This window comes from Pseudomonas sp. C7.1 (genome assembly GCF_056312395.1).
Genome location: NZ_JBWDTL010000003.1, coordinates 3156188 through 3176809 on the forward strand (window position 1 = coordinate 3156188; position 20622 = coordinate 3176809).

Here is a 20622-nt window from a genome sequence, read left to right on the forward strand (position 1 = left end):
GACCGCGACTGCGTTGGGCTTCGCAAGCTCAACCCAACCTACGGCCTGCTCAGGGAGCAACAGCAGCGCCCCCCCTGGGGTGCCGCCACCCAGTTACTTCTTGCCGCCAGCCTTGCGCTGACGCAATGCCTCAAACAGGCACACACCTGTGGCCACCGACACGTTGAGACTGCTGACGCTGCCCGCCATCGGCAGCTTGACCAGGTAATCGCAGTGTTCGCGGGTCAGGCGGCGCATGCCTTTGCCTTCGGCGCCCATGATCAATACGGTCGGCCCGGTCAGGTCGTGATCGTACAGCTCCATCTCAGCTTCACCGGCCGTACCTACGACCCACAAACCGCGCTGCTGGAGCTTCTCCAGGCTACGAGCCAGATTGGTCACCGCCACCAACGGAATCACTTCCGCCGCACCGCAGGCGACTTTGCGCACGGTGGCGTTGAGTGTGGCGGATTTGTCCTTCGGCACAATCACCGCCAACGCACCGGCCGCATCGGCAGTACGCAGGCAAGCACCTAGGTTATGCGGATCGGTCACGCCATCAAGCACCAGCAACAAGGGCGCACCCTCGGTACGGTCAAGCAGCTCATCAAGCATCGCCTCGCCCCAGACCTGGCTGGGGCTGACATCAGCGACGACGCCCTGATGCACGCCACCCTCGACCCAGGCATCCATCTCGCGGCGCTCGCACTGGCCGACTGCAACTCGTGCATCCGCCGCCAGCGCCAACAGCACTTGCACCCGCGGGTCGTTACGCCCTTCAGCCAGCCAGATCTGCTTGACCCGCTTAGGATGATGACGCAGCAACGCCTCTACGGCATGCACGCCGTAGATTTTTTCCAGCTGACTCATGACTTCGCCTTACGCTTGCGTGCACCGCTAGACGCCGGCGCACCACCTGCAGGCGCGCCCTTGCGATGCGCGCCTGGCTTACCAGCCTTGCTGGCTGGCTTGGGCGACTCACCTTTCACCGAGCTTTTACCGGTCTTGCTCTTCGAATCACTGAGCAGCGATTTTTTCAGGGCACGACTCTTCTCTACATCAGCATTACCTGGCGCGGCACGCTCGCCGCGACGCCCGGTTTTACCCGCCGCCGATTCAAAACCACCACGACGCTGACCGGCCGGCACTGGCGTTTTACCTTCAGCCAGTTCGAAGTCGATCTTGCGCTCGTCCAGATCGACGCGCATGACCTTGACCTCAACACTATCGCCCAGGCGGAAACTGCGACCACTGCGCTCGCCCGCCAGGCGGTGATGCACCGGGTCAAAGTGGTAGTAATCGCCCGGCAATGCGGTGACGTGCACCAGACCCTCGACGTAGATGTCCTTCAACTCGACGAACAGACCAAAGCCGGTAACAGCCGTGATCACCCCAGGGAAGGTTTCGCCGACGCGATCCTTCATAAACTCGCACTTGAGCCAGTTCACCACATCGCGGGTTGCCTCGTCGGCACGGCGCTCGGACATCGAGCACTGCTCGCCAAGCTGCTCAAGAATCGCATCGTCATAAGGGTAGATCCGCGCTCGCGGCATGATCGCCGCACCGGCACGCTTGACGTGCGGAGTGTCGAGCTTGGAACGGACCACGCTGCGGATCGCCCGATGGATCAGCAAGTCCGGGTAGCGACGGATCGGCGAGGTAAAGTGCGCATAGGCCTCGTAATTCAGACCGAAGTGGCCCTGATTATCCGCGCTGTACACCGCCTGACTGAGCGAGCGCAGCATCACGGTCTGGATCAGATGGTAATCCGGGCGCTCACGAATGCTTTCCAGCAGCAACTGGTAGTCCTTGGGCGACGGACCATCCTTGGACTTACCACGATGCAGGGACAAGCCCAGCTCAGCGAGGAAGGCTTTGAGCTTTTCCACACGCTCCGGTGGCGGGCAATCGTGCACGCGATACAGCGCCGGAATTTCATGCTTTTGCATAAAGGCGGCGGTGGCCACGTTGGCGGCCAGCATGCATTCTTCGATCAACTTGTGCGCATCGTTGCGTTGGGTTGGGCGAATCTCGGCGATCTTGCGCCCAGCGCCGAAGATGATCCGGGTTTCCTGGGTCTCGAAGTCGATGGCGCCGCGCTCATGGCGCGCAGCCAACAGCACCTGGTACAGCGAATACAGCTGCTTGAGGTGCGGCAGCACTTCTTTGTACTCGCTGCGCAACGCCTTGCCTTCACTGCCCTTGGGCTGCTCGAGCATGGCACTGACCTTGTTGTAGGTCAGGCGCGCGTGGGAGTGGATCACCGCTTCGTAGAACTGGTAATCGGTCATCTTGCCGGTTTTCGAGATACTGACCTCGCAAACCATGGCCAGACGATCAACATGCGGGTTGAGCGAGCACAGACCGTTGGACAACTCTTCCGGCAGCATCGGGATAACCCGCTCCGGGAAGTACACCGAGTTGCCACGCACCTGAGCCTCGGCGTCCAGCGCTGAATCGATTTTCACGTAGTGCGATACGTCGGCGATGGCGACATAGAGCTTCCAGCCGCCTGAGAACAGCCGCCAGTTGCTGCCGTTCTTCTCGCAGTACACGGCGTCATCGAAGTCGCGGGCGTCTTCACCGTCGATGGTGACGAACGGCAGATGGCGCAGATCGATGCGCCTCTCCTTGTCCTTCTCCTCGACTTCCGGCTTGAGCTTGTGCGCCTCCTTGACGACCGCGTCCGGCCAGACGTGAGGAATATCGTAGCTGCGCAATGCAACATCGATTTCCATGCCCGGCGCCATATAGTTACCGACGATCTCAACCACATCACCCTGGGGCTGGAAGCGCGTGGTCGGCCAGTGGGTGATTTTCACTTCAACGAACTGGCCCTGCTTGGCGCCGGCATTACGCCCTGGCGTCACCAGCACTTCCTGCTGAATCTTCGGGTTGTCCGCGACAACAAAGCCGACGCCACTTTCTTCGTAATAGCGGCCGACGATGCTTTCGTGAGCGCGGTGAATCACTTCAACCACAGCACCCTCGCGACGACCCCGACGATCAAGTCCGGAAACCCGCGCCAGCGCACGGTCACCATCGAACACCAAGCGCATTTGCGCAGGGCTCAGGAACAGATCATCGCTGCCGTCGTCCGGCACCAGAAAGCCAAAACCATCGCGGTGCCCGCTGACGCGGCCCAGAATCAGGTCGAGCTTGTCGACCGGGGCATAGGTGCCACGCCGGGTATAAATCAGCTGACCATCGCGTTCCATGGCGCGCAGACGACGACGTAGCGCCTCAAGCTGCTCTTCCGTAGCCATGCCAAATTCATCGGCCAACTCTTCACGAGCTGCTGGAGAACCGCGCTCATCCAGATGTTTCAGAATCAGTTCGCGACTTGGAATGGGGTTTTCGTATTTTTCCGCTTCACGAGCGGCCTCGGGATCGAGGGATTGCCAATCGGCCATTAGAGGTAATTCACCTTATCTACACAAATTCGGTTTGCCATGTGCCTATTGAAGCGCGAAACCACTGTCCAGGTCAGCCCGGCACACAGAATAAAATTTTTTAACAACAGGGGTTTACAAGTAAAAACTCGGTCCGTATTATGCGCGCCACAACGACGGGAAACGAAGTTAACCGAGTTGTAGTTGATCGCAAATAAGCAAGTTTTGCAATCAATGCCCAGGTGGTGAAATTGGTAGACACGCCAGCTTCAGGTGCTGGTGACCTTACGGTCGTGGAAGTTCGAGTCTTCTCCTGGGCACCAATTCAAAAAACCGAGCCACTGGCTCGGTTTTTTATTACCTGCGATTTAACACAGCTGGCTGCGACCAACTCGACGGGCGACTAGACGCGCCCGCCCTGAATCGGCTTAAACGCGAAACTGCCCCAGACTGGCCTTGAGCTTCTTCGCCAAACCATCCAGCACCCGACCGCTATTTGCCGTCGCCGCCACCGCCTCCGCCGCCCGCTGCGCCTCGACATGAATCACCTCGACGCGCCCACGCACCGCATCCGCCCCCTCAGCCTGATGTGCTGCCGCCTCGGTCGCGATGTTGATTGCGCCATGCACCTCCTCCACCGCCTCACGCACCGATTGCTGTACCCGCGCACTTTCGCGTAACGCCACCAGGCCTTGATCCGCCTGCTTGCCAGCCTGACCAATGGCCTCAACCGCCTCGCGTGCGCCCTGCTGCAGCGCACCGATATGAGTCTGAATATCGCCGGTGGACTGCTGCGTCTTACTGGCCAGCGCGCGAACCTCATCCGCCACTACAGCGAACCCACGGCCGCTTTCACCCGCGCGCGCTGCTTCAATTGCCGCATTCAGGGCCAAGAGATTGGTTTGTTCGGCGATTGAGCGGATCACCGTCAGCACCACTTCAATCTGCTCACTTTGCTTAGCCAGCCGCTCGATAACTGCCGCACCGGTTTCCACACGCCGCACCAGCTCTTCAATCGAGCCGCCCACACGCAACGCAATCGCGGCATTGTCATCTGCCGCCTGACGAATCGCCCCAACGCGCTGCAGCGCCTCGCGCATGGCCTGACTTTCCGCCTGTGCCTCACCGGCCATTTCCGCCAGCGCCTGCAGACTGCCCGCCACTTCATCGCGCTGACGCCCGGCAGCCGACTCGGCCGCCGCACTGCGTGAGGCCAGATTGCCGATTTCCTGTCCGGTAAGCGACGCCACCTCGCCCGCCTCACGCACAATCGGCTGCAGCTTGGCGACGAAGCGATTGACCGCCGCCGCCATATCACCAATTTCATCGCGACTATTGAGCTCGACCCGACGTGTCAGATCACCCTCACCCGCCGCCCAGTCATTCAGCACCGCAATCAAGGTGTGTAGCTTGCTGACCACTCGCCGCCCCAGCACCAGCGCCAACACCAATAGAATCAACAGCGCTACCACCGCCAGGCCCATGCTGATGTTCCAGCGCAAACTGGCAGCCGCCTGCTGCACCACCTTGCGACTGCTCTGCTCCATTGCGCCAGCCGCCTCACGCGCAACACTCAATCGCGCTGCCAAGGCATCCGCGCTGCTGGTTGCCGCGCCACTCAAACTGTCGGAAACCAGCTGCCCACTGCTGTCGATCAGGCTGACGAAGCGCTGATCCAGCTTTGCCAACTCTTCATCCACCGACGCAGTGGAAACCCCCAACAGGACCTTACCAATATCTGAGCCCATCGGACTGATCGACGCTTCAGCGATATACACACCCGGATCATTGGCGGCTGCTTGCAACACCTTATCCAGCGCGCCACCGCCTTCACCTTTTGCCATCAGCGCACGCACACGAGAATTCTGTCGATTGAGGTGACGCGTCAGCCGCGCGCCTTGTGCATCGAGGTACACCGCAAACAACACCTCAGGATTGCGGTGAGCGCCGCGCACCAACTCGGTCAGCGCCGGCACATCGGCGTCCCAGATCGCCTTCGGCGCAACCGATGAGAGCAGCTGCGCCAACTCGTCAGCCGAACGCTTGAGGTTGCTATCTAGCACGCCGCGAATCTGCGCCTGCTCCTCGGCCAATCGGGCTGAAAGGCCTTTGGCCAGCTGCGCCTGGGTGCTAGAGGAAAGACTGTCCAGACCGCCACGCACCTCATCGCTAGCTTTGGCCAACTCATCCACCAGGCGCGCCGTATCGGCCTGCATGCCCTTGGCCAGATCAGCCTCAAGCGTCGCCACCGTGGTACGGGTCAACGCCACCGCCACAACAACCTGCACCAGCAGGGCTACGCCCAGCGCCAGAAACACCGGCAACAGCAGGCGACTGCGCAACACAGAAATAATGGCAAACACGGCAGACACTCCTGGCAACGGTAATGCCTATAACGGCGGGCAAACTGATTTATAAAGGCTAGCTCGGATATTTTTACGTGAAGCAGAAATGACAAAGGGCCGCCAATTGGCGACCCCCTGTGCACTGCCGGTGACTATCAGGCAAATGGATGGCGCAGGACAATAGTCTCGTGGCGGTCCGGCCCGGTGGAGACGATATCAATCGGCGCACCGACCAACTCCTCCACACGCTTGATGTAAGCACGCGCAGCCGCTGGCAGCTCTTCCAAGGTTTTCGCGCCCAGGGTCGACTCGTTCCAGCCTGGCAGCTCTTCGTACACCGGCTGCAGCCCCAGGTAGCTGTCCGCATCGGTCGGCGCATCGACTAGCACATCGCCATTCTGGTCTTTGTAGCCGACGCAGATACGGATAGTTTCCAGACCATCGAGCACGTCGAGCTTAGTCAGGCATAGGCCGGAGATGCTATTGATCTCGATGGCGCGACGCAGGATCACCGCATCGAACCAACCACAACGACGGGCGCGACCAGTGGTGGAACCGAACTCGTGGCCACGCTTGGCGAGGAACGCGCCGGTCTCGTCGAACAGTTCGGTCGGGAACGGGCCCGAACCAACACGGGTGGTGTAGGCCTTGGTGATACCAAGGATGTAATCCAGGTACATCGGGCCGAAACCAGAGCCGGTGGCGATGCCGCCTGCAGTAGTGTTGGAGCTGGTGACGTAGGGGTAGGTACCGTGATCGATGTCCAGCAGCGAACCCTGGGCGCCTTCGAACATGATGTCCTTGCCCTCACGACGCATGCCGTGCAGCACAGCAGTCACGTCGATCATCATCGGCTTGAGCAGCTCGGCGTATTCCATGCACTCGTCGAGTGTCTTCTGGAAGTCGATGGCCGGCTCTTTGTAGTAATTGACCAGTACGAAGTTGTGGTAATCCAGTAGCTCGCTGAGCTTGGCGGCGAAACGCTCACGGTGGAACAGGTCACCAATGCGCAGGCCGCGACGCGCTACTTTGTCTTCGTAAGCCGGGCCAATACCACGGCCAGTGGTGCCGATTTTGGCATCGCCACGGGCTTTCTCGCGGGCCTGATCGAGGGCTACGTGGTACGGCAGAATCAGCGGGCAGGACGGGCTGATACGCAGGCGTTCACGTACCGGCACGCCCTTCTCTTCCAGCTTGATGATTTCACGCATCAGCGCATCGGGCGCGACCACCACGCCGTTGCCGATCAGGCACTGCACGTTTTCGCGCAGGATACCGGAGGGGATCAGGTGCAGAACGGTCTTCTCGCCGTCGATCACCAGGGTATGACCAGCATTGTGACCGCCCTGATAACGCACAACAGCTGCAGCCTGTTCGGTCAGCAGGTCGACGATCTTGCCCTTGCCTTCATCGCCCCACTGGGTGCCCAGGACTACGACATTCTTACCCATAACACTAACCCTCTTCGCAAACTTGATGCCGGTCATAGCCGACGGAAACTTTTCGCACGACCACTCAGGCTGTCAGCGCAGCCAACTGCCAGCGGCCATCACGCAACAGCAACTGACGATCACAGCCTACCGCCCCGGCGTCAGCCGCGACCTGCCCAGGCAACGCCTGAACCACGCGCTGACCGTCCTGGCGCAAGCGCACAATTGCCTGCCACAAAAACACATCATGGTTATCCGGCGCCCAGATACCGGCCGGCTCTTCACCCAGCTGCATCTGCCCCAGGCTAACCAGGGTTTTCAGGTCGGTGGAGAAGCCTGTCGCCGGACGGGCACGACCAAAGTCGGCGCCGATGTCGTCATAGCGGCCGCCCTGGGCGATGGCATAGCCCACACCCGGAACGAAGGCCGCGAACACCACACCGGTGTGGTAGTGATAGCCGCGCAGCTCGCCCAGGTCGAAGTACAGCGGCAACTCCGGGTAGCGCAGGCTCAGCGCATCAGCAATCGCCATCAGGTCATCTAGCGCGGCATGCACATCATCCGGCGCATCGACCAGGCAGGCCTGGGCCAGATCCAGCACCTCACGGCCACCGCACAGCTCGCTGAGCGCGCGCAGCATTTTGCGCAGGTCATCCGGCAAGGCTTCAGTAAGCTCGGCAACCTCATCCATCGCCTTGCGCTGCAACGCATCGAACAGCTGCTGCTCGACCTCGCCAGACAGCGCGGCGGCGCGCGCCAAACCGCGATAGATACCGACATGGCCAAGGTCCATGTGCACATCCGGCACCGCCGCCAACTCAAGGGTATTGACCAGCAGGCTGATCACTTCCACATCACTGGCAGGGCTAGCGTCGCCATACAGCTCGGCGCCCAACTGAATCGGGCTGCGCGAGGTGGTCAGCGCACGCGGCTGGGCATGCACCACGCTACCGGCGTAGCACAGACGGCTCGGCCCTTCGCGGCGCAGGGTATGCGCATCGATGCGCGCCACCTGCGGCGTGATGTCGGCACGAAAGCCCATCTGCCGGCCGGACAGCGGGTCGGTCACCTTAAAGGTGCGCAGATCCAGGTCCTGGCCCGCGCCAGTCAGCAGCGATTCCAGGTACTCGATATGCGGGGTGACCACAAATTCATAGCCCCAGCGCTGGAACAGATCCAGCACCTGGCGGCGCGCCACTTCAATACGCCCTGCGTACGGTGGCAGTACTTCTTCGATGCCATCTGGCAGCAGCCAGCGGTCTAGCGTTGCCATTTCGCCATTCCCCTCTTGAACCGGGCGGCACAAGCCTTCAGTGAAGCCAATAAAGAACGGTTGTGCCCAGCAGCATGCTGGCCAACCCCAGCAGACGCAGCTGCCTGTCAGACAACTGCATCAGTTGTAAAAGCATGTCACGCCAATGACGCGGACACAGGAAGGGCAGGATGCCTTCCAGCACCAGGACGAGACACAACGCGATGCCCAATTCCTGCCACATGCTTCCCACAGACGCAAAAAAGCCGGGATTTTCCCGGCTGCCGCAGCATACCACGTTTTCCACAAGGATCACCCCGGCGGCGGCCCGCCGGGGTGATGACTTAAGGCTTGGACTTTTCCAGATAGCGGAAGAAGTCGCTGCTCGGATCCAGCACCAGCACGTCACGCTTATCGGCGAAGCTCTCGCGATAAGCCCTCAGGCTGCGATAGAACGAGTAGAACTCCTGGTCCATGCCATAGGCCTTGGAATAGATCGCCGCAGCCTGGGCATCACCCTCACCGCGCAGCTCTTCCGCCTGACGGTAGGCATCGGCCAGCAACACACGACGCTGACGGTCGGCGTCGGCGCGAATACCTTCGGCCAGCTCCTTACCCTTAGCGCGGTGCTCGCGCGCTTCACGCTCACGCTCGGAACTCATGCGATCAAACACACTGCGGTTAACTTCTTTCGGCAGGTCGATGGCTTTGACGCGCACGTCCACCACCTCGATACCCAGCTCTTTCTGCGCATCCCGATTCAAGGAGGCGGTCACATCTGCCATCAGCGCATCGCGCTCACCGGACACCGACTCATGCAGGGTGCGCTTACCGAACTGGTCACGCAGCGACGCTTCAAGACGACGCGCCAGACGCTCGTCAGCTATCTGCTTCATACCGGAAGTCGCGGTGTAGAAGCGCTCAGCATCCAGCACTCGCCACTTGGCAAAGGCATCAACCATCAGCGCTTTCTTTTCCAGGGTAAGGAAACGCGAGCTGGTGGAATCCAGAGTCATCAGACGCGCATCGAACTTGCGCACCTGGTTGACGTACGGAATCTTCACATGCAGGCCCGGCTGCACGTCCGGCTGCACGATACGACCGAACTGCAACAGCACCGCGCGCTCAGTCTGCGACACGATATAGAAGCTATTCCAGGCGACAAGCGCCAGCACCACACCAACAATAAGGGCGATCAGCGATTTATTGCTCATCAACGGCTCTCCCTTGTACGCAGTTCAACCTGACGCGGATCAATGGCTACCCGCGAACCAGCATCCGCACTACTCGCAGCACCGGATATCGAGCTAGGCGCAGATGTGCTGCGGCCATCAATCATCTTGTCGAGCGGCAGATAAAGCAGGTTGTTCTGCCCCTTATCACCAGTCACCAGCACCTTGCTGGTATTAGTCATCAGCTCTTGCATGGTATCCAGGTACAAACGCTCACGAGTCACCTCTGGCGCCTTGCGGTACTCAGTGACCAATGCAGTGAAGCGATCCGCCTCACCCTGCGCTCGGGAAACCACTTCATCACGGTAACCGCTGGCATCCTCAATCAGGCGCTGCGCCTGACCACGAGCCTCGGGCACCACGCCATTGGCGTAGGTTTCCGCCTGGTTCTTTTCACGCTGCTCGTCTTCACGGGCGCGGATCACGTCATCGAAGGCTTCCTGCACTTCGCGCGGCGCCGCCGCACTCTGCAAGTTGACCTGAGTCACCGTGATACCGGTGCGGTAGTTGTCGAGGAAACGCTGCAAGCGCTCCTTGACCTCACTGGCCATCAGCTCGCGACCTTCGGTCAGCACCTGGTCCATCTCGGTGGAACCCACCACATGGCGCACGGCGCTGTCGGTCGCATGCTGCAGACTGACTTCCGGCTGATCAACGTTGAGCACAAAATCCTGCAAGTTGCTGACCCGGTACTGCACGGTCAACGGCACTTCGATGATGTTCTCGTCCTCGGTCAACATCTGCCCCTGCTTGCTGTAAGCACGCTCGCGGGTGACGTTTTCCTGGAACTTGCGATCAATTGGCGGGAAGTAGATATTCAGGCCCGGACCGACTGTCTCGTAGTATTTGCCGAAGCGCAGCACCACGGCCTGCTCCTGCTCATCAACGACGTAGATCGCGCTGTACAGCCAGACCGCAGCCAGCAGCCCCAGGCCCACGAACAGCAAGCCGAAGCCGCCGCCATTGCCCGAACCAGTCTCGCTGCCTCGTTTCTTGCCGCCACCGAACAGCCCATTCAGGCTCTCCTGTAGCTTGCGGAAGGCCTCATCGATATCCGGCGGCCCCTTGCGATCACCGTTCTTACGGCCACCCCATGGGTCCTGATTATTCGAGTTGCCACCCGGCTCATTCCAAGCCATAGCGCTCTCCATCTGATAAAGCAAAGACGCGCCCACGGCGCGCCCGCCAATGCTACAGAATGCATGCAACCAGCGGCAAAGTCGCTGATGCAGGCTTTATTGCAAAGTGTGTTGCTCGATAAATTCCTGCGGCTTCAACCCTTCACGACTAACCAGCCGATTCAGCTCGATGCGCGGCAAACGCACGGCCAGAAGACTGCTACCGTCCTCGGCATGCGACTCGCTCTGTACCGCGCCCAAGGCGAAGAACTGTGCACGCAAACGCCCAAGGCGCTGCGGCAGCTGCAATGTAGCGACAAATAGGTCATCACCCAACAGCTCGGCAATGGCCTGACGCAGCAACGGCAAACCACGCCCGTCACGCGCCGACAGCCAGACCCGCTGCGGCTTGCCATCGGCATCGCGCTGAATCTGCGGCTCCACGCCCTCAAGCAGGTCGAGCTTGTTATACACCTCAAGCATCGGCAGTTCATGGGCACCGATCTCGCCCAACACCGCCAACACCTGCTCAATCTGCTGATCGCGCTCGGGCTCGTGAGAGTCGATCACGTGCAACAGTAGGTCGGAGTTGCTCGACTCCTCAAGCGTCGCGCGGAAAGCCTCAACCAGCTTGTGCGGCAAATGCCGAATAAAGCCCACGGTATCGGCCAGCACAATCGGCCCCAGATCATCCAACTCCAGGCGACGTAGAGTGGGATCGAGGGTGGCGAACAGCTGATCAGCCGCGTAAACGTCCGAGGTGGTTAAGGTATTGAACAGGGTCGACTTGCCCGCGTTGGTGTAACCCACCAACGATACCGAAGGGATATCCGCACGCTGACGGCCGCGCCGCGCCTGCTCACGCTGGCTGCGCACCTTTTCCAGCTTCTGCTTGATCTGGCGAATCCGCACACGCAGCAAACGGCGGTCGGTTTCCAGCTGGGTTTCACCCGGACCGCGCAGACCGATACCGCCTTTCTGCCGCTCAAGGTGAGTCCAACCGCGCACCAGCCGCGTACTCATGTGATCAAGCTGGGCCAGCTCGACTTGCAACTTGCCTTCATGGGTACGCGCACGCTGAGCAAAAATGTCGAGAATCAAACCGGTACGGTCCAATACTCGACACTCAAAAGCACGTTCAAGGTTACGTTCCTGACTGGGCGTGAGGACGTGATTGAAGATAACCAGGTCAGCCTCAACGGCCTTGACCTGATCACGCAGCTCTTCAACTTTGCCACTGCCGATCAGGTACTTGGCCGTCAGCCGATTACTCGGAACACTGAGGAACGCGACAGTTTCAGCACCGGCCGAGATGGCCAGCTCCTGAAACTCCTGCGGATCCTCGCGCGCCTCGGAATTTTGGCCGTCCAGATGAACCAGAATGGCCCGCTCTCCACCTTCATGGCGCTCGAAGAACAATGCAGCCTCCTAAATCAGGCGTTACCAGGCTCAGCTTCAGCTTGCTCGGTTTCGCTGGCGCTCGGCAGACGCACCGGACGGCTAGGCACAACAGTGGAAATGGCGTGCTTATAGACCATCTGGCTGACAGTGTTTTTCAGCAAAATCACGAACTGGTCGAAGGATTCGATCTGGCCTTGCAGCTTGATGCCGTTAACCAAATAAATAGAAACCGGGACGCGTTCCTTACGCAAGGTATTCAGGTAAGGGTCTTGTAGCGAATGCCCTTTTGACATGTGCCGCACTCCTTTAAGGATCAATTTTCAATAATTTTAGTAACCCAACGAACGGCTTAAAGCCGTCATACCCCCAAGGATAGACGGCCAACGGCAAGATCTCAGGTCAATATGGAGACCGCTGCCAGGTATTTCAAGGCACGCGGCAGATTGTCGCAGTCGGCGCTATCGAGCCAGTGCACATCCTGCTGCCAACCACGTAACCAGGTGAACTGTCGCTTGGCCAACTGGCGCGTGGCGATAATGCCGCGCTCCTGCATCTGTTCAGCGTCGAGGTTGCCGTCCAGATAATCCCAGACTTGGCGATAACCCACCGCACGTATAGACGGTAGCCCAACGTGCAAGTCACTTCGCTGACGCAGGCGTTCGACCTCGGCAACCAGCCCCTGTTCCAACATCAGGCGAAATCGCAGGGCAATTCGCTCGTGCAACAGCTGCCTTTGCGCCGGGGCAATGGCCAATTGCGCCACAGTATAGGGGAATTGCCGCGCCGCCGATGCGCCGCAGGCAGTATTTTCTGCCGCCTGGCGCAGGCGATGAGCGGTCATGCTTTGCCCGCTCAGGTGATAGACCTCAAGGGCGCGAATCAAGCGCTGCGGGTCATTGGGGTGGATGCGCGCAGCTGACTCGGGGTCGACCGCATGCAGCTCGGCATGCAGCACCGCCCAACCTTCGGCCTGGGCGCGCGCCTCTAGCTCGGCGCGCAACGCCGCGTCGGCACTGGGCATTTCAGCCAAGCCTTCGAGCAGTGCTTTGAAATACAACATGGTGCCGCCCACCAGCAGCGGTATACGCCCGCGCGCAGTGATCTCAGCCATGGCCGCCAGAGCATCGGCACGAAACTCGGCCGCTGAATAACTCTCGGCGGGGTCACGGATATCGATCAGCCGATGAGGAAACTCAATCAGCGTGGCCTTATCCGGCTTGGCGGTGCCGATGTCCATATCGCGGTAGATCAACGCCGAATCGACGCTGACCAACTCGCACGGCAGCACCCGCGCCAGCTCGATGGCCAGATCGGTCTTGCCGGCCGCAGTCGGCCCCATCAGGAAGATGGCCGGCGGCAATGGACTACTCACTTAACGCCCCCGCAGGAACAGCTTGTCCAGATCATCCATGCCCATCTGCGTCCAGGTCGGACGCCCATGGTTGCACTGGCCACTGCGCTCGGTGTGCTCCATATCGCGCAGCAAGGCGTTCATTTCCGGCAAGGTCAGGCGCCGGTTGGCGCGCACAGAGCCGTGACAGGCCATGGTGCCGAGCAGCTCGTTGAGATGCGCCTGAATACGGTCGGTAGTGCCATATTCGAGCAGATCCCCCAGCACATCCTGCACCAGGCGTGTCGCCTCGGCCTGCTTGAGCAGGGCGGGAATCTGGCGGATCGCCAGGGTTTCCGGACCTAAACGCTGTAACTCAAAACCGAGGCGTTGGAACCACTCGGCATGCTCTTCGGCGCAGTCGGCTTCACGCTGGCTCACGGCAATCGACTCCGGCACCAGCAGCGGCTGGCCACGCAGGCCTTCACTGGCCATGGCCACCTTGAGCCGCTCGTAGGTGATGCGTTCATGGGCGGCGTGCATGTCCACCACCACCAACCCCTGAACGTTCTCGGCGAGAATATAGATGCCTTTGAGCTGAGCGACGGCGTAGCCCAAGGGTGGAATATCACCCTGGGCATCCGGCAAGCCCGCTGGAGCTGGCGCAGTGGCCATCGGCGAGAAAAATTCACGATAGGCGCCCTGAGCTTCGGCGGCTGGCAACGCCGCTTCCGGACGCGCGCCCTGATAACCGGCACCGGGTGAGCGCCACACCGAGGTGCTGGGCGCAGGTTGCAGCAGGCTAGCGGCCAAGCCTATTTCACCCTGCGGACCAAACTCGCCAGCAGCCTGACCGGTAGGGCGCAGCATCTCGCTGACCGTCGCCGGTGCCGCCAGTTGATCTTCCGGGCGTACCTCGCCAAGCGCACGGTGCAGCGTGCCGTAGAGGAAGTCATGCACCATTCGGCCATCGCGGAAGCGTACTTCGTGCTTGGTCGGATGCACGTTGACATCGACCACCGAGGGGTCGATTTCCAGAAACAGCACAAAGGTCGGATGACGGCCGTTGAACATCACATCGCGGTAAGCCTGGCGCACCGCATGGGCGACCAGCTTGTCGCGCACCATGCGCCCGTTCACATAGAAATACTGCAGGTCCGCCTGGCTGCGGGAGAACGTCGGCAAGCCAACCCAGCCCCACAAGTGCAAACCGTTGCGCTCGATATCGATGGGCAGCGCCTGCTCAAGAAACGCCGGCCCACAAACCGAGGCCACCCGCCGTGCGCGGCTCTGCTCGTCCGGCGCTTCGTGCAGGCCGAGCACGGTCTTGCCGTTGTGGCGCAGGTGGAAAGCCACGTCGAAACGCGCCAGGGCCAGGCGCTTGATCACTTCCTGTAGATGATCGAATTCGGTTTTTTCAGTCTTGAGAAACTTGCGACGCGCCGGCGTATTAAAGAACAGGTCGCGCACTTCCACCGAGGTGCCGACCGGGTGCGCCGCAGGTTGTACCCGTGGTTGCATATCGCGCCCTTCGGTCTCCACCTGCCAGGCCTGCTCGGCACCTTCGGTGCGCGAGGTCAGGGTCAGGCGCGCCACCGAGCTGATCGACGCCAGCGCCTCGCCACGAAAGCCCAGGCTCATCACCTGCTCCAAGTCTTCCAGCTCGCGAATCTTGCTGGTGGCATGGCGCGCCAACGCCAGGGGCAGATCATCCGGGGAGATGCCGCTGCCGTTGTCACGCACCTTAAGCAGCTTAACGCCGCCCTGCTCGACATCCACTTCAATGCGCTTGGCGCCGGAGTCCAGGCTGTTTTCCAACAGTTCCTTGATCACCGAGGCCGGTCGCTCGACCACCTCACCCGCAGCAATCTGGTTCGCCAGCCGTGGGCTGAGCAGCTGGATACGCGCGGTCTCTCTCACTGACGGCTCATGACTGCTCATGGCTGCGCAGCCAGAGCAGTCGCGGGGATCTGCAAACGCTGACCGGCCTTGATCACATCACTTTTCAACGAATTAGCGTTGCGCAGCACGGCCAGACTGACCTGATAACGCTGGGCGATCAGCGCCAGGCTTTCACCAGAGCTGACCACATGTTCGCGCGGACCGAGGGTGATTTTGCCGTTATCACGCAGCCAGGCCACGTGGGTTCCAGGCGGTGGATTTTCATGGAAAAACTGCCGCACGCCCGTGACAATCGAGCGTGCCAGGGCCTGCTGGTGGCTGGCGGTGGACAATTTGCGGGCTTCATTGGGGTTGGAGATAAACCCGGTCTCCACCAGGATCGACGGAATGTCAGGCGATTTCAGCACCATAAAGCCGGCCTGCTCGACCCGCCGCTTATGCAGCGGCGTAACCCGGCCCATATTGCCTAACACCTTGTTGCCGACATTCAAACTGGATGACAGCGAGGCGGTCATCGACAGGTCGAGCAGCACCCCGGCGAGCATCTTATCCTTGTCGTCCAGGCTGACATTGCCAGCGCCGCCGATCAGGTCCGACTGGTTTTCAGAGTCCGCCAGCCAGCGCGCGGTCTCAGACGTGGCGCCACGATCCGACAGCGCGTACACCGAGGCACCAAAGGCCGCCGCTCGCGGCGCGGCATCGGCGTGAATGGACACAAACAGGTCAGCGCCCTTCTTGCGGGCAATCTCGGTGCGCTTGCGCAGCGGGATAAAGTAGTCGCCGGTACGCACCAGCTCGGCGCGAAAGCCCTTCTCGGCATTGATCTGCCGCTGCAGCTCCTTGGAAATCGCCAGGGTCACATGTTTTTCATACCGGCCTTTGACCGGCGACAGCGCGCCAGGGTCTTCGCCACCGTGGCCCGCATCGATGGCAATCACAATATCGCGTTTGCCATTCGGCACTGGCGTCAGCTTGGGCGGTGCCTGAGTCGGCGTCACTGGCACTTGCGGCGCAGTCGCCACAGTAGTGGTAGGCAGGCTGGGCGCCGCACCGCTTGGCTGGTCAAACAGATCGACAACCAGGCGATGGCCGTACTGCTGATTGGGGGCCAGGGTAAAGCTCTTCGGCGTTACCGCAGAGGACAGGTCGATGACCACACGCAGGTCTTGCGGCGTGCGCTGCGCCGAGCGCACGCCGGTGATCGGGGTGTTGCTCAGGGTTAGCTGATCGAAGCTGGTCGCCAGCTTGGCACCGCTGACATCAATCACGATGCGATTGGGCGAGGACAGCAAAAACACGCTGTGCTGCACCGGTCCGGACAGGTCAAACACCAGACGGGTGTTATCTGGTGCACGCCACAGCCGCACACTGCGCACATCCGAAGCGGCCATTACATCAGTAGCCAGGGCTAACAATGCCACTCCAATTGCGATGAAACGCGCGCCTATGCGCATAACCAACCCCACAAATGATTCATGCCCCGACGGCCAAAGCGGCGCACCAGGTGGTGCCACGTTCGCCCTGCGCCTGCAAACGCAGCGCCCGGCCGGCCCCATGCGGGCTAATGGTAATGTCCAGGTCAGGCTTTGGCAAAACGCCTGCGCCGCGCTGCGGCCACTCGACCAGGCACAAGGCATCGCCTTCGAAGTAATCACGAATGCCGAGAAACTCCAGTTCTTCGGGATCGACCAGACGGTAGAGGTCGAAGTGAAAGGCGCGCAACGCGCCAATCTCGTAGGGCTCCACCAAGGTAAAGGTCGGGCTTTTCACCGCACCAACATGGCCCAGGCCACGAATAATCCCGCGCGACAGGGTCGTTTTGCCGGCACCAAGATCGCCATGCAGATAAATCACGCCAACACCGCCAGTCGCCTCGGCGATGCGCGCCCCCAACGCCAGCATTGCCTCTTCATCGGCGGCAAACAGTTCTAATTCAGACACGCAGACTGCTCCTGCAACAATTGACGAATAACTCCACACAAATCACTGGCCGCAAGGCCACGGCCCTGCTGCGCTAACTGCTCGCCGGCGCACGCATGCAGATAAACCGCCAGCTGAGCCGCCTCAAGCGCTGACAGCCCTTGAGCCAATAAGGCGCCGATAAACCCAGCCAACACATCGCCCAAGCCGGCACCGGCCATAAATGGATGGCCGCGATCACACAACCACAAGCCGCCATCCGGTACGGCAATCAGGCTACCTGCGCCTTTTAATACGCACACTGCATGATAACGCTGAGCCAAGGCGCGGGCCGCCTCCGGCCGATCCGCCTGCACCTCGGCCGTACTGATCCCCAGCAAGCGCGCCGCTTCGCCGGGGTGCGGCGTCAGCACGGCAAGCGCTGGTAACTGGACCTGCGCTTGCGCCAACAGGTTCAGCGCATCGGCATCCCAGACCTGCACAGCATCACTGGCCGCAGCCGCCGACAACAAGCTGCGCCCCCAAGCGCCCTGCCCCAGACCCGGCCCAACCACCCAGACACTGGCATTGGCACCCAGCGCCAGCAGCTGATTGGCCGAGGCCACTCCAGCGGCCATTACTTCGGGCAAGCGTGCTTGCGCAGCAGGCAGATGCTCACAACGGGTCGCCAGACTGACCAACCCGGCACCCGCGCGCAGCGCACTTTGCGCCGCCAGCAGACCAGCCCCGGCAAAGCCACGGTCCCCGCCGACCACCAGCACATGGCCCAACTGGCCTTTGTGTACGATGGGCGAACGCACCGGTAACTGCGGCAGACTGGCCGGCGTCAGGCGCTGAGCGGTAAAGGCCTGGGCCGCAACCAGGGCCGCGTCGGCCTGGAGATTATCAAACTGCAACTCGCCCCGATAATCCGCCGACTGCCCGGTAAACAGGCCCAACTTCAACCCGATCAGGGTTACCGTGAGCTCTGCACGTACCGCCACACCCAGCACCTGACCAGTATCTGCGCAGAGCCCGGAGGGAATATCCACCGCCAGCACCGACAGAGCGCTGACATTTAACAGGCGGATAGCCTGGGCATAGGGCTCGCGCACTGCCCCTTGCAGGCCCGTGCCTAGCAGGGCATCAAGCACCACGCCGTGCAGCTCGGCGCACTCGCGCCAAGGCTGCACCGCCACCCCGGCTGCCAGCGCCTGATCACGGGCCAGAGCGGCATCGCCCTGCAACTGCGCCGCATCACCCACCGCCAACACCTGCACCCGCCAGCCCGCACGCAGCGCCAGGGCCGCCACCAGGTAGCCGTCACCGGCATTGTTGCCGCGTCCGGCCAGCACCGTCAGCACGCCCGCATCCGGCCAGCGTCGGCGCAGGGCACGCCAGATGGCATGCGCAGCGCGACTCATCAGCTCGAAACCCGGCGTGCCGGCAGCGATCAATCGCGCGTCCAGCTCGCGCACTTGTGCGGCGCTGTACAGCGGCAGAGGAAAATTGTCAGGCGAATGCAGCATGCGTCGGCTCCGATGTCTGGCAGAATTATACTCACCTGCGCCCCGGTTACCCGCCCTCATATGAACACTGACACCCTTGACCTTGCCGCCCTCGCCCAGTCGATCAAAGACTGGGGCCGCGAGCTGGGCTTTCAACAGGTCGGGATTGCCGATGTGCAACTGGGTGAACACGAAGCGCACCTGCAGCGCTGGCTGGACGCCGGTTACCAGGGCGAGATGGACTATATGGCCGCCCACGGCAGCAAACGTTCCCACCCGGATGAACTGGTGCCCGGCACTCTGCGCGTGGTGTCGCTGCGCATGGACTACCTGCCCGGCGACACGCAGATGGCGCAGCGCCTTGCTCAGCCGGAAAAAGCCTACGTGTCGCGCTATGCCCTGGGCCGCGATTATCACAAGCTGATCCGTAAACGCCTGCAACAATTGGCCGAACGCATTCAGCAGCAGATCGGCCCATTCGGCTACCGCGCCTTTGTCGACAGCGCGCCAGTGCTGGAGAAGGCCATCGCCGAACAGGCCGGGCTCGGCTGGATCGGCAAGAACACCCTGGTGCTTAACCGCAAGGCCGGTAGCTACTTCTTTCTCGGCGAATTGTTTGTCGACCTGCCGCTACCAGTGGACCCGCCCCACGCCAGCGAACATTGCGGGCGCTGCACGGCCTGCATGGATATTTGCCCGACCGCCGCCTTTGTCGGCCCCTATGTGCTGGATGCGCGGCGCTGCATTTCCTACCTGACCATTGAACTCAAGGGCTCGATCCCCCTTGAGCTGCGCGCGCCCATCGGCAACCGGGTGTTCGGCTGCGACGACTGCCAGATGGTCTGCCCATGGAACCGCTTCGCCAAACCCACAACCCAGGGCGACTTCCAGCCGCGCCACAGCCTGGACAATGCCGAGCTGGCCGAACTGTTTTGCTGGAGTGAGGAGGAGTTTCTCAGCCGTACCGAAGGCTCACCGCTGCGCCGCGCCGGCTACGAGCGCTGGCTGCGCAACCTGGCTGTAGGCCTGGGCAACGCGCCCTCCAGCATCCCGGTACTGGAAGCACTAAAGGCACGCCGCGAGCATCCGTCCGAGCTGGTGCGCGAGCACGTTGAGTGGGCACTGGCACGGCACCAAGACCGTAGGTTGGGTTGAGGCGCGCAGCGCCGAAGCCCAAAATGCCATACCAGCAAATGCTGGGCTTCGCTACGCTCAGCACCAACCTACCGGCGATCGAACCCCAGGACCTCTTCGCTGCCCCTCACACCTTGAGGAAGTGCTGGCGGTAGTGCTTTAGCTCGGCAATCGACTCACGGATATCGTCCAGCGCCTGGTGCGTGCCTTGCTTGTGGAATGACTCTTTGACCTGCGGCGCCCATAGGCCGGCGAGAATCTTCAGAGTCGAGACATCGAGATAGCGGTAGTGGAAGTAGGCTTCCAGGTTCTGCATGTATTTGTAAAGGAAGCGCCGATCCTGGCCGATGCTGTTGCCGCAGATCGGCGACTTGCCCTTCGGCACCCACTGTTCGAGAAAGGCGATGGTCATGGCCTCCGCTTCGGCCGGGCCAATCGTGCTTTCACGTACGCGCTGGGTCAGCCCGCTCTGGCCATGGGTGCGGGTACACCACTCATCCATACCGGCGAGCAGCTCATCACTCTGGTGCACGGCAATCACCGGGCCTTCGGCGAGGATGTTGAGGTCGCTGTCGGTGACGATGGTGGCCATCTCGATGATGACGTCCGTTTCGGGCTCCAGGCCAGTCATTTCCAGGTCGATCCAGATCAGGTTCTGCGGGTTTTGCATGCGGGGCTCCTCGGCTAAGGCCGACAGTTT

General features: G+C 61.2%; 17 protein-coding genes, 1 tRNA gene and 1 pseudogene. 2 read left to right on the forward strand and 17 right to left on the reverse strand.

All coding sequences use genetic code 11. The annotated features are described in order from the left end of the window. Nucleotides 1-93 precede the first annotated feature (93 nt). Nucleotides 94-849: a 23S rRNA (guanosine(2251)-2'-O)-methyltransferase RlmB gene (gene rlmB / locus AC0T4W_RS18225; RefSeq protein WP_476321378.1), complete on the reverse strand. Its 756-nt coding sequence runs from the start codon at nt 847-849 to the stop codon at nt 94-96. Further along, the gene (gene rnr / locus AC0T4W_RS18230) at nt 846-3392 is read right to left on the reverse strand and encodes a ribonuclease R (protein ID WP_476321380.1); all 2547 of its coding nucleotides are present in this window, start codon (nt 3390-3392) and stop codon (nt 846-848) included. Before rnr ends, rlmB begins: the two co-directional genes overlap by 4 nt. A 215-nt stretch (nt 3393-3607) precedes the next feature. Here rnr and AC0T4W_RS18235 point away from each other — a divergent pair. After that, nucleotides 3608-3694: transfer RNA gene (locus tag AC0T4W_RS18235), tRNA-Leu, on the forward strand. A 105-nt stretch (nt 3695-3799) separates the two neighbouring features. Here AC0T4W_RS18235 and AC0T4W_RS18240 read toward each other — a convergent pair. The 14 genes and pseudogenes from AC0T4W_RS18240 to AC0T4W_RS18305 form a co-directional block, all read right to left on the reverse strand. Next, on the reverse strand, nt 3800-4684 hold the full coding sequence (locus AC0T4W_RS18240) for a methyl-accepting chemotaxis protein (RefSeq protein WP_476323777.1): 885 nt from the start codon (nt 4682-4684) through the stop codon (nt 3800-3802). After that, a pseudogene (locus tag AC0T4W_RS18245) lies at nt 4658-5587 on the reverse strand (HAMP domain-containing protein); the annotation flags it as partial. The pseudogene AC0T4W_RS18245 and the gene AC0T4W_RS18240, both read right to left, overlap by 27 nt. Nucleotides 5588-5871: 284 nt before the next feature. Next, complete coding sequence (locus AC0T4W_RS18250; RefSeq protein WP_476321382.1) at nt 5872-7167, reverse strand: adenylosuccinate synthase; 1296 nt, start codon at nt 7165-7167, stop codon at nt 5872-5874. Nucleotides 7168-7231: 64 nt separating this feature from the next. Then, a complete protein-coding gene (locus AC0T4W_RS18255) occupies nt 7232-8419 on the reverse strand; it encodes an ATP phosphoribosyltransferase regulatory subunit (protein ID WP_476321384.1) in 1188 nt (395 codons plus the stop codon). A gap of 37 nt (nt 8420-8456) precedes the next feature. Further along, entirely contained in the window at nt 8457-8642 is a 186-nt protein-coding gene (locus AC0T4W_RS18260) for a DUF2065 domain-containing protein (RefSeq protein ID WP_476323780.1), read from the reverse strand. Nucleotides 8643-8742: 100 nt separating this feature from the next. Beyond that, nucleotides 8743-9612 (reverse strand): protease modulator HflC, encoded by an 870-nt coding sequence (gene hflC, locus AC0T4W_RS18265; RefSeq protein ID WP_476321386.1) that lies wholly within the window; start codon nt 9610-9612, stop codon nt 8743-8745. Next, the gene (gene hflK, locus AC0T4W_RS18270) at nt 9612-10769 is read right to left on the reverse strand and encodes an FtsH protease activity modulator HflK (RefSeq protein WP_476321388.1); all 1158 of its coding nucleotides are present in this window, start codon (nt 10767-10769) and stop codon (nt 9612-9614) included. The genes hflC and hflK overlap by 1 nt, the downstream gene beginning before the upstream one ends. Before the next feature lie 96 nt (nt 10770-10865). Continuing rightward, nucleotides 10866-12167 (reverse strand): ribosome rescue GTPase HflX, encoded by a 1302-nt coding sequence (gene hflX / locus AC0T4W_RS18275; RefSeq protein ID WP_476321390.1) that lies wholly within the window; start codon nt 12165-12167, stop codon nt 10866-10868. Between the two features lie 14 nt (nt 12168-12181). Beyond that, on the reverse strand, nt 12182-12442 hold the full coding sequence (gene hfq / locus AC0T4W_RS18280) for an RNA chaperone Hfq (protein WP_090249679.1): 261 nt from the start codon (nt 12440-12442) through the stop codon (nt 12182-12184). Between the two features lie 101 nt (nt 12443-12543). Continuing rightward, on the reverse strand, nt 12544-13488 hold the full coding sequence (miaA, locus tag AC0T4W_RS18285; protein WP_476323783.1) for a tRNA (adenosine(37)-N6)-dimethylallyltransferase MiaA: 945 nt from the start codon (nt 13486-13488) through the stop codon (nt 12544-12546). A gap of 33 nt (nt 13489-13521) precedes the next feature. Continuing rightward, nucleotides 13522-15399 (reverse strand): DNA mismatch repair endonuclease MutL, encoded by a 1878-nt coding sequence (gene mutL, locus AC0T4W_RS18290; RefSeq protein WP_476323786.1) that lies wholly within the window; start codon nt 15397-15399, stop codon nt 13522-13524. Between the two features lie 17 nt (nt 15400-15416). After that, nucleotides 15417-16772, reverse strand: coding sequence for an N-acetylmuramoyl-L-alanine amidase (locus tag AC0T4W_RS18295; RefSeq protein WP_476323789.1), 1356 nt, complete (start codon nt 16770-16772; stop codon nt 15417-15419). An 82-nt stretch (nt 16773-16854) separates the two neighbouring features. Further along, the gene (tsaE, locus tag AC0T4W_RS18300; protein WP_476321392.1) at nt 16855-17322 is read right to left on the reverse strand and encodes a tRNA (adenosine(37)-N6)-threonylcarbamoyltransferase complex ATPase subunit type 1 TsaE; all 468 of its coding nucleotides are present in this window, start codon (nt 17320-17322) and stop codon (nt 16855-16857) included. Then, complete coding sequence (locus tag AC0T4W_RS18305) at nt 17310-18809, reverse strand: NAD(P)H-hydrate dehydratase (RefSeq protein WP_476321394.1); 1500 nt, start codon at nt 18807-18809, stop codon at nt 17310-17312. The genes tsaE and AC0T4W_RS18305 overlap by 13 nt, the downstream gene beginning before the upstream one ends. Nucleotides 18810-18869: 60 nt before the next feature. On the opposite strand from AC0T4W_RS18305, the gene queG reads away from it, so the two are divergent. Then, nucleotides 18870-19943 carry a tRNA epoxyqueuosine(34) reductase QueG gene (gene queG / locus AC0T4W_RS18310; RefSeq protein ID WP_476321396.1) on the forward strand — a complete coding sequence of 358 codons (1074 nt, stop codon included), beginning with the start codon at nt 18870-18872 and terminating at the stop codon, nt 19941-19943. Nucleotides 19944-20049: 106 nt separating this feature from the next. Here queG and orn read toward each other — a convergent pair whose 3' ends face one another. Next, the gene (orn, locus tag AC0T4W_RS18315) at nt 20050-20592 is read right to left on the reverse strand and encodes an oligoribonuclease (RefSeq protein WP_476321398.1); all 543 of its coding nucleotides are present in this window, start codon (nt 20590-20592) and stop codon (nt 20050-20052) included. Nucleotides 20593-20622: the final 30 nt, after the last annotated feature.